This is a genomic window from Streptomyces sp. NPDC001568, from assembly GCF_042893755.1.
Taxonomy (GTDB): Bacteria; Actinomycetota; Actinomycetes; order Streptomycetales; family Streptomycetaceae; genus Streptomyces.
Genome location: NZ_JBIAVF010000011.1, coordinates 270,921 through 283,151 on the forward strand (window position 1 = coordinate 270,921; position 12,231 = coordinate 283,151).

At 69.9% G+C, this 12,231-nt stretch carries 15 protein-coding genes; 6 read left to right on the plus strand and 9 right to left on the minus strand.

The annotated features are described in order from the left end of the window. Positions 1 to 3 precede the first annotated feature (3 nt). Positions 4 to 171: an FG-GAP-like repeat-containing protein gene (locus ACFY0I_RS22080; RefSeq protein WP_388898478.1), complete on the plus strand. Its 168-nt coding sequence runs from the start codon at positions 4 to 6 to the stop codon at positions 169 to 171. Positions 172 to 501: 330 nt separating this feature from the next. Here the strand turns inward: ACFY0I_RS22080 and ACFY0I_RS22085 are convergent, their stop codons facing one another. Genes ACFY0I_RS22085 through ACFY0I_RS22095 form a run of 3 tightly spaced genes read right to left on the minus strand, consistent with a single transcriptional unit; the run spans position 502 to position 2,056 of the window. Then, complete coding sequence (locus ACFY0I_RS22085; protein ID WP_388898338.1) at positions 502 to 921, minus strand: arsenate reductase ArsC; 420 nt, start codon at positions 919 to 921, stop codon at positions 502 to 504. Continuing rightward, a complete protein-coding gene (locus tag ACFY0I_RS22090) occupies positions 918 to 1,679 on the minus strand; it encodes an aquaporin (RefSeq protein WP_388898341.1) in 762 nt (253 codons plus the stop codon). The genes ACFY0I_RS22085 and ACFY0I_RS22090 overlap by 4 nt, the downstream gene beginning before the upstream one ends. Next, positions 1,676 to 2,056 (minus strand): ArsR/SmtB family transcription factor, encoded by a 381-nt coding sequence (locus ACFY0I_RS22095; RefSeq protein WP_388898343.1) that lies wholly within the window; start codon positions 2,054 to 2,056, stop codon positions 1,676 to 1,678. Before ACFY0I_RS22095 ends, ACFY0I_RS22090 begins: the two co-directional genes overlap by 4 nt. Positions 2,057 to 2,142: 86 nt before the next feature. On the opposite strand from ACFY0I_RS22095, the gene ACFY0I_RS22100 reads away from it, so the two are divergent. The 3 genes from ACFY0I_RS22100 (at position 2,143) to ACFY0I_RS22110 (ending at position 4,098) form a co-directional block, all read left to right on the plus strand. Beyond that, positions 2,143 to 2,628 carry an ArsI/CadI family heavy metal resistance metalloenzyme gene (locus tag ACFY0I_RS22100; protein WP_388898345.1) on the plus strand — a complete coding sequence of 162 codons (486 nt, stop codon included), beginning with the start codon at positions 2,143 to 2,145 and terminating at the stop codon, positions 2,626 to 2,628. 279 nt (positions 2,629 to 2,907) lie between these two features. Beyond that, positions 2,908 to 3,489, plus strand: a complete 582-nt coding sequence (locus ACFY0I_RS22105; protein ID WP_388898347.1) for a dihydrofolate reductase family protein — start codon at positions 2,908 to 2,910, stop codon at positions 3,487 to 3,489. A gap of 267 nt (positions 3,490 to 3,756) precedes the next feature. Further along, a complete protein-coding gene (locus ACFY0I_RS22110) occupies positions 3,757 to 4,098 on the plus strand; it encodes a hypothetical protein (RefSeq protein ID WP_388898349.1) in 342 nt (113 codons plus the stop codon). Positions 4,099 to 4,442: 344 nt separating this feature from the next. Here the strand turns inward: ACFY0I_RS22110 and ACFY0I_RS22115 are convergent, their stop codons facing one another. The 5 genes from ACFY0I_RS22115 to ACFY0I_RS22135 form a co-directional block, all read right to left on the minus strand. Beyond that, positions 4,443 to 5,468, minus strand: coding sequence for a serine hydrolase domain-containing protein (locus ACFY0I_RS22115; protein ID WP_388898351.1), 1,026 nt, complete (start codon positions 5,466 to 5,468; stop codon positions 4,443 to 4,445). 380 nt (positions 5,469 to 5,848) lie between these two features. After that, the gene (locus ACFY0I_RS22120) at positions 5,849 to 6,973 is read right to left on the minus strand and encodes a hypothetical protein (RefSeq protein WP_388898353.1); all 1,125 of its coding nucleotides are present in this window, start codon (positions 6,971 to 6,973) and stop codon (positions 5,849 to 5,851) included. A 178-nt stretch (positions 6,974 to 7,151) separates the two neighbouring features. Then, a complete protein-coding gene (locus tag ACFY0I_RS22125; protein ID WP_388898355.1) occupies positions 7,152 to 7,577 on the minus strand; it encodes an HIT family protein in 426 nt (141 codons plus the stop codon). Between the two features lie 151 nt (positions 7,578 to 7,728). After that, positions 7,729 to 8,748, minus strand: coding sequence for a hypothetical protein (locus ACFY0I_RS22130; RefSeq protein ID WP_388898357.1), 1,020 nt, complete (start codon positions 8,746 to 8,748; stop codon positions 7,729 to 7,731). Positions 8,749 to 9,295: 547 nt separating this feature from the next. After that, positions 9,296 to 9,682: a hypothetical protein gene (locus ACFY0I_RS22135; RefSeq protein ID WP_388898359.1), complete on the minus strand. Its 387-nt coding sequence runs from the start codon at positions 9,680 to 9,682 to the stop codon at positions 9,296 to 9,298. A gap of 136 nt (positions 9,683 to 9,818) precedes the next feature. On the opposite strand from ACFY0I_RS22135, the gene ACFY0I_RS22140 reads away from it, so the two are divergent. Both ACFY0I_RS22140 and ACFY0I_RS22145 read left to right on the plus strand, forming a co-directional pair. After that, positions 9,819 to 10,844 (plus strand): Ku protein, encoded by a 1,026-nt coding sequence (locus ACFY0I_RS22140; RefSeq protein WP_388898361.1) that lies wholly within the window; start codon positions 9,819 to 9,821, stop codon positions 10,842 to 10,844. Beyond that, complete coding sequence (locus ACFY0I_RS22145; RefSeq protein WP_388898363.1) at positions 10,841 to 11,245, plus strand: TraR/DksA family transcriptional regulator; 405 nt, start codon at positions 10,841 to 10,843, stop codon at positions 11,243 to 11,245. The genes ACFY0I_RS22140 and ACFY0I_RS22145 overlap by 4 nt, the downstream gene beginning before the upstream one ends. A 139-nt stretch (positions 11,246 to 11,384) precedes the next feature. Here ACFY0I_RS22145 and ACFY0I_RS22150 read toward each other — a convergent pair whose 3' ends face one another. Further along, positions 11,385 to 12,122, minus strand: a complete 738-nt coding sequence (locus ACFY0I_RS22150; RefSeq protein WP_388898365.1) for a hypothetical protein — start codon at positions 12,120 to 12,122, stop codon at positions 11,385 to 11,387. Positions 12,123 to 12,231 lie beyond the last annotated feature (109 nt).

A 12,231-nucleotide genomic window follows, 5' to 3' on the forward strand; every position in this document is an offset into this window, starting at 1 on the left:
GCCATGGGCGCGGGCTGGGACACCTTCACCCACCTCATCGGCCCCGGCGACCTGACCGGCGACGGCAAACCCGACCTCCTCGCCGTCGAGGACGAGGGGGACGGCGCCCTGTGGCTCTACCCGGGAACCGGCACGGGCGGCTTCGGCAACCGCACGCCCTGGACCTTCTGACTTCCGACCACACGGTCCGCTCACGTGCAGGCGCCGCCCTCGAGGTGGTACTCACCTCCGGACCGGTCCGGCCGGGGCACAGACACCCGCCAGGCACGCGTGCTGAGGTCCAACCACGCGGACCTGCCCTGCGAGTCGTACGGTGCCCACGAGTTGGGCTCCGTCGGTGGCCAGGCCCACGCGGCGGGAGCCCGCCACGCCACCATGGCGATCCAGCACCAGGAGCTCGGCTCAGTCCCTTGCCCACCAGTGGTCTCGAAGGTGGATCGCGACGACAGGCTCGGCCTGTTCAGGTCGCAGCGACGTGCTGGGTACGCCCGTCATCGGGTGTCATGCCGTTGGGCCGATGTCGAGTTCGGCGAGCAGGCCGTGGATGCGCCGCTCGATCTCGTCCCGGATCGGGCGAACGGCCGCCACACCTTGTCCGGCCGGGTCTTCCAGTGTCCAGTCCAGGTACCGCTTGCCGGGGAAGTACGGGCAGGCGTCACCGCAGCCCATCGTGATGACGACGTCCGAGGACTGCACGGCGTCCGCGGTGAGGACCTTGGGGGTCTCGGCCGAGATGTCGATCCCGACCTCGGCCATGGCCTCCACCACGGCCGCGTTCACGGCGTCGGCGGGGGCGGAGCCGGCGGAGCGGACCTGGACGCGGCCTGCGCCGAGGTGGGTGAGGAAGGCGGCGCCCATTTGTGAGCGGCCGGCATTGTGGACGCAGACGAACAGGACGGAGGGGGCGGCGGAGTTGCTCATGAGGTCGGGGCGCTTTCTTCGGCGGAGCGGGCGGGCTGCCGTGGGACGACGGCCTCCTCCGTGGCGGTGGTGGCCGGACGGCGGTCGAAGCAGACGGTGACCAGGGCCAGGCCGAGGGCGGCACCGAGCAGCTGCGCGGCGATGAACGGCGCCACGGATGTGGGGGCGATCCCGGCGAAGGTGTCGGTGAAGGCCCGGCCGATGGTGACTGCGGGGTTGGCGAAGGAGGTCGAGGAGGTGAACCAGTACGCCGCTCCGATGTAGGAGGCGACCAGCAGCGGCGCGAGGTGCGCGCGGCCGGCGCGGGCCAGGCCGAAGACGAGCCAGACCAGCCCGGCGGTGGCCACCACCTCGCCCAGCCACAGGTGCCCGGCCCACCGGTCGTGGGTGGAGAAGGCCGCCACCGGCTTGGCGAACATGAGGTCCGCCAGCACCGCGCCGCCGATCGCCCCGGCGATCTGGGCCGGTACGTACGCGGCGACGTCACGCAGGTCGGGGCCTTCGGCGCTGCGACGGTCGGTGACGTACGCGGCGAGGGTGACGGCGGGGTTGAAGTGCGCCCCGGACACCGGCCCGAGGAACGCGATCAGCACGCCCAGGCCGAACACGGTCGCCAGGGAATTGGCCAGCAGTTGCACGCCGACGTCCCGGGTCAGCTCGGTGGCCTGGATCCCGGATCCGACCACCACCGCCACCAGCGCGGCCGTGCCCAACGCCTCGACGGCGGTGCGCCGGACCAGCGGGGCCCGGGCGCTCACCCTCCGGCCTTCGCGGGCACGGCGGGAATCTTCAGCAGGGCGGACAGCTTGGCCAGGGCGTCGGGCAGTGCCCAGTAGTACACCCAGGTGCCGCGCCGCTCGGAGCCGACCAGCCCGGCCTCGCGCAGCACCTTCAGGTGGTGGGAGATCGTCGGCTGGGACACGTCGAAGGGGCCGATGAGGTCGCACACGCACGCCTCACCGCCTTCGTGGGAGGCGATCAGCGACAGCAGCCGCAGCCGGATGGGGTCCGACAGCGCCTTGAACATCCGCGACAGTTCCGCTGCGGCTTCCTCGCCCAGCGGCTCGCGGACCATCGGCGCACAGCACGCGGTCTCGTCCTGCCCCAGCACCGTCAGACCAGCTTGTTTCGACATACCTCTATGTTGACAGCCATCTAATCCGATGACAAGGTCGCCTGTATCGACAAGTGTCGAAACAGTCCGTTCGATAGGAGACCGCCATGTCCCGTGTCCAGCTCGCCCTGCGCGTTGCCGATCTGGAAGGTTCGATCGCCTTCTACTCCAAGCTGTTCAACGTCGAACCCGCCAAGCGCCGCCCGGGCTACGCCAACTTCGTCGTCGCCGAGCCGTCGCTCAAGCTCGTCCTCATCGAGGGCGAGGCAGACGAGGAGACCCGCCTGGACCACCTCGGTGTGGAAGTCGCCTCCACCGACGACGTCAACGCCGCCACGACCCGACTGAAGGAGTCCGGGCTGGCCACCTTCGAGGAGAACGACACCTCCTGCTGCTACGCCCTGCAGGACAAGGTCTGGGTGACCGGCCCCGGCAAGGAGCCTTGGGAGGTGTACGTCGTCAAGGCGGATTCCGACACGCTCGGCAAGAGCGCCGACAGCACACCGCAGGCCTGCTGCGCCACCGACGACCGGCCTGCCGACCCGTCCCGGATCGAGGCCGAGGCCGTCGTCGGGTGCGCCTGCGGCAGCTGACCGAACGGCCCCGCGCCGCGGGTAACGGGCGGATGGTCACCCGCGGCACGCCTGCTGCCACGGCCTCGGCGCCCCCACTGTCGGGCGCGGGGCGGACGAAACCGTGGGCCGCCGTTCGTACGAGCCGCCGCCGGCCACGCCGGCGACGGGGCGGCGAGCACAGGCACAGCTTCGGGGTGCGCCTCTGAACGGCCTGCCGCTACCGGCCGATTGACCTCTTACCAGGGCGACAGCTCACGACACGCTAATTTGGGGCACCACACAGCAGAGGAGAGCCCCGTGGGCAAGGTGGTCATGTACAGCTCGGTGTCGGTGGACGGCTTCGTCGCGGACGAGAATGATCAGCCCGGACCGCTGTTCGACTGGTTGTCCAGCGGTGACGTCCCGTTGGACGGGAGCGGCGAGCTGAAGGTGTCACAGACGTCCTACGACTACACCCGGCCGTACTGGGACCAGATCGGAGTCACGATCGTCGGTCGCCACGTCTTCGACCTGACGGACGGTTGGGACGGGAAGCCGCCGGGCGGGATCGACCACGTGGTCGTCGTGACGCACCGGCCGGAGCCCGAGGGCTGGGACCCCGAGGCGCCGTTCCACTTCGTCGACGGCGTCGAGGCAGCCGTGTCCAAGGCGCAGGAACTCGCGGGTGACCGCATCGTCGAGGTCGCCGCCGGCGACGTCGGCGGCCAGGTCCTTGCCGCGGGCCTGATCGACGAGGTGCGCATGGACGTCGTACCCGTCGTGCTCGGTTCCGGCAAACGCTACTTCGGGTCGGTCCACGCGCAGCACCTGTTGGAGGATCCCGACGTGGTGATTCAGGGCAACCGGGTGCTTCACCTGCGCTATCGGGTGCGCCGTTGACCGACCTGAGCGGGCACCCGAAGAAACCCAACGCGCGATCGTCTGCGGACCCCAGGACCTGCCGTCTCCTGCTCTTTCGTGGATCAGGTGAAACTCCTTTGCGCGCGCGGGGTCCCGCCCGCTCCCCGTCCGGTTCGCGCCGGTCAACCGGGGGCGGTCCTGTTGGGTCCCACGAGGTCAACCCCGTTGGACCGGTCAGCGAGCGGCAGGGCAGGTCCCTGATCACCACCCGCGAGGATGTCGGTCCGGTATGAGAACGTTTCCCGCATGGCCGACACGGACGAAGCAGAAACCGACGTTGAGCATGCCGTCATCGCCCACTATCGACTGGCTGGTGACGGCCTGGGCGAGCCGAGTCAACGGGACGTCGTCCGCCGGGCCCAGCGCCTGCTGACCGACGCGATCGAGCAAGCCGACGTCGGCGAGTTCGACGGAAACGAGTACGGAGGAGGCGAGGTGGTCCTCTACGCCTACGGTCCGGACGCCGATGCGCTCTTCGCCGTCATGGCCCCCATCCTGAACGACCTGCCGTTCCGGCCGGCACACGCCGTCCTGCGCTACGGCTCCGTCGATGACCCATCGGCTGCCGAGCATCGCGTCGACCTCTGACGAAACGAATCACCGGCCCCGGCCGTACGGGCGGCTGAGGATCGGCCTCGCGCGAAGGGCGCTCCGCCTGCTGCTGCTGCGGTGAAGGTGAGTGAAACCAGGGCTCGTTCCAGGTAAGAATCGCAGCTCAGCAAGCCTGCTACCGGCTACCGGCAACTTGCGGGAGGGTTCCCGACCAGTGCGCGCACATCGGCATGTGCCGTCCTGCGCCCCTCTGCGACGGAGGAGTGCCCTTCGGGGGCAGGACGACGGCCAAGGTGCCCGCTGTTCCCCGCACTCGCGGTGCAGGGCCGTCGAGGCGCGGGGGTCGGACGGCCGGTGCTGCCCCCGAGGGGCCTCCCGGGTCAGGTGGTGGTCAGGGTCTTGAGGGCGAGGGCGCGCAGGGGTGCGATCCGGCGGCGGGCTTCGCCGTGGTACACGGCGTTGGTGCAGATGGCGAGGTAGCGGCCCGTGGTGGGGGCGAGGTAGAGGCTGGTGCCGGTGAAACCGTGGTGGTAGGCGACGTTGCCGGGGGCGCAGATCCAGGACAGGCCGCGGTCCAAGCCGGGTTCGATCGGGGCGAAGGGCAGGATGGATGCGCGGAGCCAGCCGTGCAGGGTCCCGGCGGGGTCGATGAGGGACTCGGCGTAGCGAGCGAGGTCACGGGCGGTGGAGAAGACGCCCGCGTGGCCGGCGACGCCGCCGAGGAGGGCGGCGTTGTCGTCGTGCGCGGTGCCCCAGATACGAGGGGCGCCGGGGATGCGGCGTTCGGTGGGGGCGACCTGCGGGCCACGTGCGACGGGGCCGTACGTGGTGCGGGTCATGCCGAGTTCGTCCCACAGCGTCCGGCCGAGTTCGTCGAGGGGCTGCCGGTGGGCGTGGGCGAGGGCCAGGCCGAGGAGGACGTAGCCGCGGTTGACGTAACGGTGCTCGCCGGGGGCGGTTTCGAGGGGTTCGCGGCACAGGAGTTCGTGGAGGGGCTGGTCGGAGCCGCGGTAGTGGTCGAGGCGCGTGGAGGACTTCAGCCCGGCGGTGTGGGTGAGGAGCTGCTCGATGGTGGCGTCGCCGCTGGGTGCCGGTCCGTCGACGGTGGGGAGGAAGTCCCGCACGGAGGCGGTTCGATCGAGGACTCCGGCGTCGAAGGCCCGGCAGACCAGCGGCCAGGTGGCGACGACCTTGGTCAGCGAGGCGACATCGTAGGCCGTGTCCGGACCCGGGGCGGTGTCGCCGAGTTCGTCGGCGATCCGGCCGGCCGTCAGGAAGCGCGGGCCGTCTTCCAAGGTGCCGAGGGCGATGACGCCGCCGGGGGTGGCGCCGTCGGCGACGACCTGGTCGAGGAGTTCGGAGAGGCGGGAGGTGTCGTCGGGCGTGAACGGGACGAGCTTGGTCATCGGGGTGATGCCTCCGCGGCGGTGGTGGTGAAGTCGATACCCAGTGCGGCCGGGTTGGGCAGCAGGCGGCCGTCGCCGCGCGCCAGGTGGTCCATGCTGCCGATCGTAGGGGCGCCGTCGGCTCGAGAGGGCGGCGACCGGCAGGGCGCGTGACCGCCCGAATGTCGGCCGCCCCCGTAGGCGGATCGAGCCGTGGATACGAACGTTCTGCAGGTCGGCGTCGGCGATGGCCCGCAGCGGACCGGCGATCGTGTTCGTACCAGGTCCATCCGCCGCCCCCACCCGCCGCAGGCCTACCGGGTAGAACGGCCCGGTAGAACTGCCGGGCACGGTCGAGCCGTCCCGGGCGGTGCTCGGCAGCATGGGTGCCGGACCCGCTTCTAGAAGAGGCCGGCGCGCATGTGGTGCGTGAGGTTCTCCAGGATCTCGCGCAGCCACGGGCTGCGGACGGCCGGCAACCGGACCAACGTGTGTTGGAAGGTTCCCGAGTCGGCCCGAAACAGGTGGTGGGGACGCGGCGCGGGCGGGTCGTCGCGGAGAACGCCGTCGGGCATGGTCCCTGACGCGGGGAGGTGGAGGTGTGGCTCGGGGTGGGCCATCCACATCCATACCCCGAACGGCAGCGGCACCGAGTACGCCGATGCGGACGCGTCGGCCGGGTCGGCCGGGTCGGCCGGGCTCCAGACTTCGCCCGACTGTGGGTGGGTCGGCACGATGACCATGTCGGCGTCCGTATCGGGGGCGGGCAGTCCTGGTCCGGCCAGGATGGCGCGTCGCGCCGGCCGGCCCGCGGGCAGCAGTGCGTCGAGGGCGCGTTGGAAGACTTCCGCGATCAGGCCGTGCGGGACGGTCACCTGCCTGCCGTCCGAGGCGGCCAGCAGATGGGCCAGCGCCCGGCCCGCGGCTGCCTCCCATTGCGGGTTCCATGACCACCAGTGGTCCAGCCCGAGCAGAGAGCCCCATCTCGTGATCGGCACGATCGGGGGCGTGACCTTCCCCTCCACCAAGAGTTCCGCCCAGGAGAGGATGGCGGTGTCGGCGTCGTCGACGGGCAGGCGGTGCACGGCGTCCGGCTCGAGCCAGACCGCCTGCCAGAGCGAGCAGTCGTCGATGCGGTTCGCCACGGGCAGGCCGCACGCCTCGCAAGCCATGTTGGGGCCATCACCCCAGTCGAGGCCGCAGCAGTAGCCGCCGGCTCGCTCCGGAACGAGCACGGTGCCTCGGGTATCCCCGGGTGCGATGACGATGGTGCCGGGTGGCCCGCCGGACAAGGCGTGGACCGGAGCATGGATTCCGCGGGCTGCCGCCTCGCCCGGTTCGATCTCCTCCCACCTCCGCCACGGGCGCCCCCAGGGCTCCGGTTCCACGGCGAACGTGCCCGATTCCATCAGAACCGGGAGCTGAATCCCGTTCCCGTACTTCTGACGGGCGTGAGCCGGCAGTTCCACCTGGGTCAGGGGGTTGGTCAGCCAGGCACCACACCCGGCACACACGAAAACGAACAAATGTCCTCCGCTGGAGAAACGGGGGGCATCGTCGCAGCTCCGCAGCGGACCTTGCCAACCCTTTTCATCCGCCGATCGGGACCGTGCACCGCCACGACGGCAAGCATTGCCGTTCGAACCATCGATGTGCCGAGTGCACGAAGTGGTGAACACCTGCTGCCCGTTCCCGGGCTCTGGCTCAGGTTGTGTGGTGCCGGCCCGAAGCCAGGGCGGTGGCAAGCAGCGCCCCCGGATCTCCGGCGACGTGATGGACGGAACTGCCGGCCGGCCAGGTCGAGATTCCGTCGTTCATCCACCGCGGCACCACGTGGAAGTGCAGGTGGGGAACTGACTGCTCCGAACCCGGACCGCCGGCGCTGAGGATGTTCACACCTGAAGCGTTCAAGGCGGTACGCGAGGCCCTTGCCACGCGCTGGACAAGTGCCGTCACCTCGGTGAGGATCGCGGGCGGGGTATCGAATACGTCTGCGTAATGGAGCGTCGGAACTACCAGAGTGTGACCCGGCGCCAGCGGGTTCAGTGGAGTAAAGGCACAGGCCACCGGGCCACGCGCCACCCAGCTCGCGGTGTCTTCACGGATGAGCTCGCAGAAGATGCAGTGCATACGACGGACCCTGCCAGAAGTGGGATGCCACTCGCCAACCTCTTCGGGGCCCGGGAACCTCTTCGGGGCCCGGGTCTTCGAGCCCGGCCCGCTTTCGCCCTGCGTGGTGCGGGGCGGTGGCGGCGCGATCATGGCCGCCGGTTGGGACGGCCTATTGGAGGCTCCATTGGTGCGGGTGTCCGGGCTCGGTGGGGCAGGCGAAGATGTTCAGCAGGCCGTCTCGGCCGATCGTGAGCCCCGTGGGGCAGCGGTCCCGTATGCGCTCGACGACCTCCCATTCCTCGTTGGGCATCCAGCTGCCGTTGGCGCCGCTCCACTCCCAGCTGTCAAGGGTCAGCAGCAGGACCATGGGTGCGGCACAGGCTTCGCAGTTCATCGAGTGGGGGTCGGTCGTGCACCAGGAGGGGAATCCACCCACTCGGCAGCCTTGTGGAATGGACAGGTCATGGTGGTAGGTGACCGGCTCGTCGTCCAGACCGCGCCTCTCCGCCTTGCTCTCCTCTTCGTCCTCCCAGGCATCGATCCTCCTCCACAGCCTGGCCGGCAGTGAGTCGGCGTACGGGTAGGTGACGACCTGTTCCGGGTGCAGCACGCACGGCTCGGCGACCGCGCCCTCGAAGCCGACGAGCGCCGGCTGCGGCGGAGTGTCCAGCGGCACGGCGACCTGATCGGAACGGCGCCAGCGCACGTGCGGGGCCAAGCCGTGGCGGCTCGGGCCATGTGCCTCGAACGGACACCAGAAGACCTGGAGCAGGTCGCATCCGTCCGGTCCGGGCGGGAGGTCGGGCACGTCTCGCCGGTACAGCTGGACCAGGCCGATCAGCGGTATCGGATCGGTGTCGGCGATCTCCCGCTCGCGGTGCCTGCGGCCGAGCTCCTTGAGAAGGACCCGTTCCTCGTCGGTGGGCCGGTCACGGGCCCAGGCATCCGCGAGCACCTGCCGCCCACGCCGAACGTCGGCGATGCGGTACCCGCTACTGCGCTTGTGCGGCTCGGTGCAGACCGGCCACGGTTCGTCGGTCGGCCACAGCAGAGGGCCGCCGACCGAGCTGACCGACGCGTCCGGACGTCCTGGCCGCGGGTGCAGCCGGGTCGTCGTACCGCGGAACGCGCCCAGCTTCGGGAAGAGTGCCTCGACGTGTACCGGGCGGGGCGGCGTAGTTCGGCTCATGGACGGAGACCTTAAACGACCGCGTCGGCCACGCTCACAGGTGCCCGTGTTGTCCGATCCCGTGAGTATTCCGATCCGAGAGAGCCGGCCAGGTGACTCCGGATCGGGTGAACAAGCGCTGTTCGATCTCGGGTTCTGGCTCAATTTCCGTGGTGCAGCCACGCTGAGCGACCGGATCGGCTCGGGAGTGACCCATCCCCGTGGCGAGAACGAACCGCTGGTCAGTCCCCCGCCCCGACGGCCGACCCCTTGCTGAGGCCTGAGTTCCAGCGCAGGGCCAGGCCGACGATGACGGCGTGCCGGTCGCGTTCGAGTCCTGCGGCGAGGATGGGGGGCTGGGGAGGTCGTCCTGTCGGACGGTGTCGAGCCAGTCCGGCAGCTGTTCGCCCCGGCACTCGGCCGGCATGGTCACGAACGACCGGACGTGGCAGGTGAGGACGGTGGTCTCGGGGCAGTTGGCTGAGATGTTCTCGAGAGGGGCTGGCGGCCCCTCACCAGGAGCGGTCCAGGGTCGGTGGCAGGTGCGGAAGAGGATCCTGGACGGCGACTACGTCGCTCCGACGGTTTCGGATGCTTCCCGCGTTTCGGCTGCTTCGACGGTTTCGGTGGGGCGGGTCTGCCGCTTCAGCCGCATGCGGCTCTCCACCAGGGTGTCGGCGGAGACGCCCTTCCAGTGGGGGTGCTCGACCACCTTGATCGACAGTTCCCGGATCTCGGCCCACATGCGGTCGACCGTGGCCTTCTGCTCATCGGTCCACCCTGGGCTGTCGGGGACGTCCCCGCGGTGGGAGTACCGCTCACCCCGAGTCCAGCCCTTCATGGGCTCCACGCTCCACGGCAGGGCCGCCAGGTGGACGCGGTGCTCGGCGTGGGCGCGGTGGAGGCGCTCCTGCAACTGGAGGAGGTCGTCGGGGAAGGAGCTTTCGGCGGTCACTCCAGAATCGTAATTCCGTTCGATTACGAAAGGGAAGTCGACGCTCCGGTCAGTGCCCCGTTCGGCGGACCGACCTGCGGCGGACAGCGCCGGCGAATTCGGTCGGATGCTGCGGGCCGTGGACCGGGTAGGCGCCATGCACGGGAAGAGGGGGCGACTGGAGGAGGTGTCGGCCGTGGCGCGTCCCGTCTGGGCCGGAAACTTGTCGTTCGGGCTGGTCAGTCTGCCGGTGGGCCTCTACACGGCCACCGACAGCCACACCATCCACTTCCATCAGCTCCAGCGCGGCACCTCCGATCGGATCCGCAACAAGCGGATCAACGAGCGCACCGGCGACGAAGTGGAACTGACGGAGATCGTGAAGGGCTACGACGCGGGCGACGAGTACGTCCTGGTCGAGCCGAAGGAGCTGGACGAGATCGCGCCGGGCCGCTCCCAGGCCCTGGAGATCACCGGGTTCGTCGACCTGGACGAGATCGACCCGATCTTCTTCGACAGGACCTACTACCTCGGACCGCGCGGCAAGGAATTCGGGAAGGTCTACAGCCTGCTGGAGCAGGCCCTGACCAAGGCGGGCAAGGCGGGCATCGCCACCTTCGTGATGCGCCAGCACGAGTACCTCGTCGCCCTCAAGGCCGAGAACGGACTCCTCACCCTGCACACCCTTCACTGGGCGGACGAGATTCGGGATCCGAGGAAGGAGATCGACACGCTCCCGGGGAAGGCGAAGGCTTCGAGCAAGGAACTGACGATGGCCGAGCAGCTCATCGTCGCCATGAGCATCGACTGGGATCCGGGCGACTTCCACGACACGTTCCAGGAGAAGGTCGAAGCCCTCATCGAGGCCAAGAAGACCGGCGAGACCGTGGAGAAGGCCGAACCCGCCGCTGAGCCGACCGGCGTCGTCGACCTCATGGATGCCCTGCGTGCCAGCGTCGAGCGTGCCGGAAGCCCGAAGGACACGGGTGGCAAGGCCACGGCCTCGGGGAAGACGCGGCCCGGGAAGGCGCCGGCGGCGAAGAAGCGGATCCGTAACGCCCCGAAGGAGGACCTGAGCGGCTTGTCGAAGGCGGACCTCTACAAGAAGGCGGCCGCAGCCAACCTCGCCGGCCGCTCGCACATGACCCGCGACGACCTGGTGAAGGCACTGTCCCGCTCATGACCCCGACGAGCGATGCCGAGCACGTCCGGCCCGCGCTTGCGACAGCTCGCACACGCCTGGAGGCCGACCGCGCGGCCACCCTCGCGCGGGCGGCCGCGTTGAGCCGCGACTTCGACGGGATCGTCGCGGCCAACGCCCTGATCGCGGTGGACGACGAGCACGACCCCGAAGGAGGCAGCACCGCCTTCGAACGGGCCCACGTGGCCGCCCTGTTGGCGCAGGCACACGAACACCTGGAGGAACTCGATCAGGCGCTGGAGCGGCTCGAACGAGGCCGGTACGGACAATGCGAGACCTGTGGCACGGCCATTCCCCCCGAACGCCTGGAGATCCGTCCGGCCGCGACCACCTGCGTCCACTGCGCCCGACTCGACCCGCGCCGGCCGCCGCAGCCTGCATGACACCGACCGAGCGGCGTACATCGGGGACGCCGAGCGCAACGCCGCCCGCGCCTTCGGCGCGGATCGGACGGAATTCGTGCTCCCAGACCGGCCATGCCCGGCCGGACGCCGGCGCGAGCCCGGCGCCCGGCCGGGGACCTCAGGCTCGGGCTGCCGCGGCGGCGACGATCCAGTTGCGGAACTCGACGGCGTAGTGCCGCAGGTGGTGGTCCAGGACCTCGTCCGGGCAGGTGACGGGGAAGTAGACGGTCAGGTTCGCGGTGAAGCCGTCGGCGCTGTCGCCGAACTGGATCAAGGCCCGCCCGACGACGGTGCCGTCGGCCAGGAAGAGGTTCGAGGACATCTTGTGCGGAAACTCCGACTCCGGGAGGAGTTCGTCGGCGTCCGCGGCCCAGGCCAGGGCGTCCGTTCCCCAGCCGCCCATGTAGAAGGACGCGACGTGGGGGCCGATGTTCTCCACCACCCGCGCGCCGATCTCATCGGTTCCCATCACGTAGTGCTCGGGGTGCGCCGCGAGGAGCGCGCGCTCGTCACCCGCGAACGCCTTGTCCATCCAGGCGAGGAAGACCCCCGAGGTGAGGCCCCGCGTCGCCAGCACGGTGGTACCTGCCTTGAAGACGCCGTCCGAGGTGCGGGCGCTCTCACGCAGGAAGGCGTTTCCCTCCTCGATGTCCGCGGCCAGGAGGTCGAGGAGTCCCTCGCGGCCCAGCAGTGCACGGAAGCGGTCCACGGCACGGCGGGCGTAGAAGAGCTCGAAGTCGTCGATGCTCCCGGCGCCGGCGGGCCCGGCCTCGAGCGTCACGGTCACGGAAGCGGGCGCGGTCGCGGGCGCGGTCGCGGTCGCGGTCGCGGTCGCGGGCTTCTGGTTGTCGGTCATGGTCGAACCTCCCATATAATGTGAATGTGAACTCACATTCACATTACGAGAGTACGCCGAGGAGTGCACCAGTTGTCAAAAAGACCTGATGAGCGGGCTGCCGCTACCA

Coding starts and splice junctions, on each gene's coding strand:
- ACFY0I_RS22085 (WP_388898338.1), bottom strand. CDS start 921: ATGAGCAACTCCGCCGCCCCCTCCGTCCTGTTCGTCTGCGTCCACAAT.
- ACFY0I_RS22145 (WP_388898363.1), top strand. CDS start 10,841: ATGACCCCGACGAGCGATGCCGAGCACGTCCGGCCCGCGCTTGCGACA.
- ACFY0I_RS22130 (WP_388898357.1), bottom strand. CDS start 8,748: ATGAGCCGAACTACGCCGCCCCGCCCGGTACACGTCGAGGCACTCTTC.
- ACFY0I_RS22080 (WP_388898478.1), top strand. CDS start 4: ATGGGCGCGGGCTGGGACACCTTCACCCACCTCATCGGCCCCGGCGAC.
- ACFY0I_RS22125 (WP_388898355.1), bottom strand. CDS start 7,577: ATGCACTGCATCTTCTGCGAGCTCATCCGTGAAGACACCGCGAGCTGG.
- ACFY0I_RS22150 (WP_388898365.1), bottom strand. CDS start 12,122: ATGACCGACAACCAGAAGCCCGCGACCGCGACCGCGACCGCGACCGCG.
- ACFY0I_RS22095 (WP_388898343.1), bottom strand. CDS start 2,056: ATGTCGAAACAAGCTGGTCTGACGGTGCTGGGGCAGGACGAGACCGCG.
- ACFY0I_RS22100 (WP_388898345.1), top strand. CDS start 2,143: ATGTCCCGTGTCCAGCTCGCCCTGCGCGTTGCCGATCTGGAAGGTTCG.
- ACFY0I_RS22140 (WP_388898361.1), top strand. CDS start 9,819: ATGCACGGGAAGAGGGGGCGACTGGAGGAGGTGTCGGCCGTGGCGCGT.
- ACFY0I_RS22110 (WP_388898349.1), top strand. CDS start 3,757: ATGGCCGACACGGACGAAGCAGAAACCGACGTTGAGCATGCCGTCATC.
- ACFY0I_RS22115 (WP_388898351.1), bottom strand. CDS start 5,468: ATGACCAAGCTCGTCCCGTTCACGCCCGACGACACCTCCCGCCTCTCC.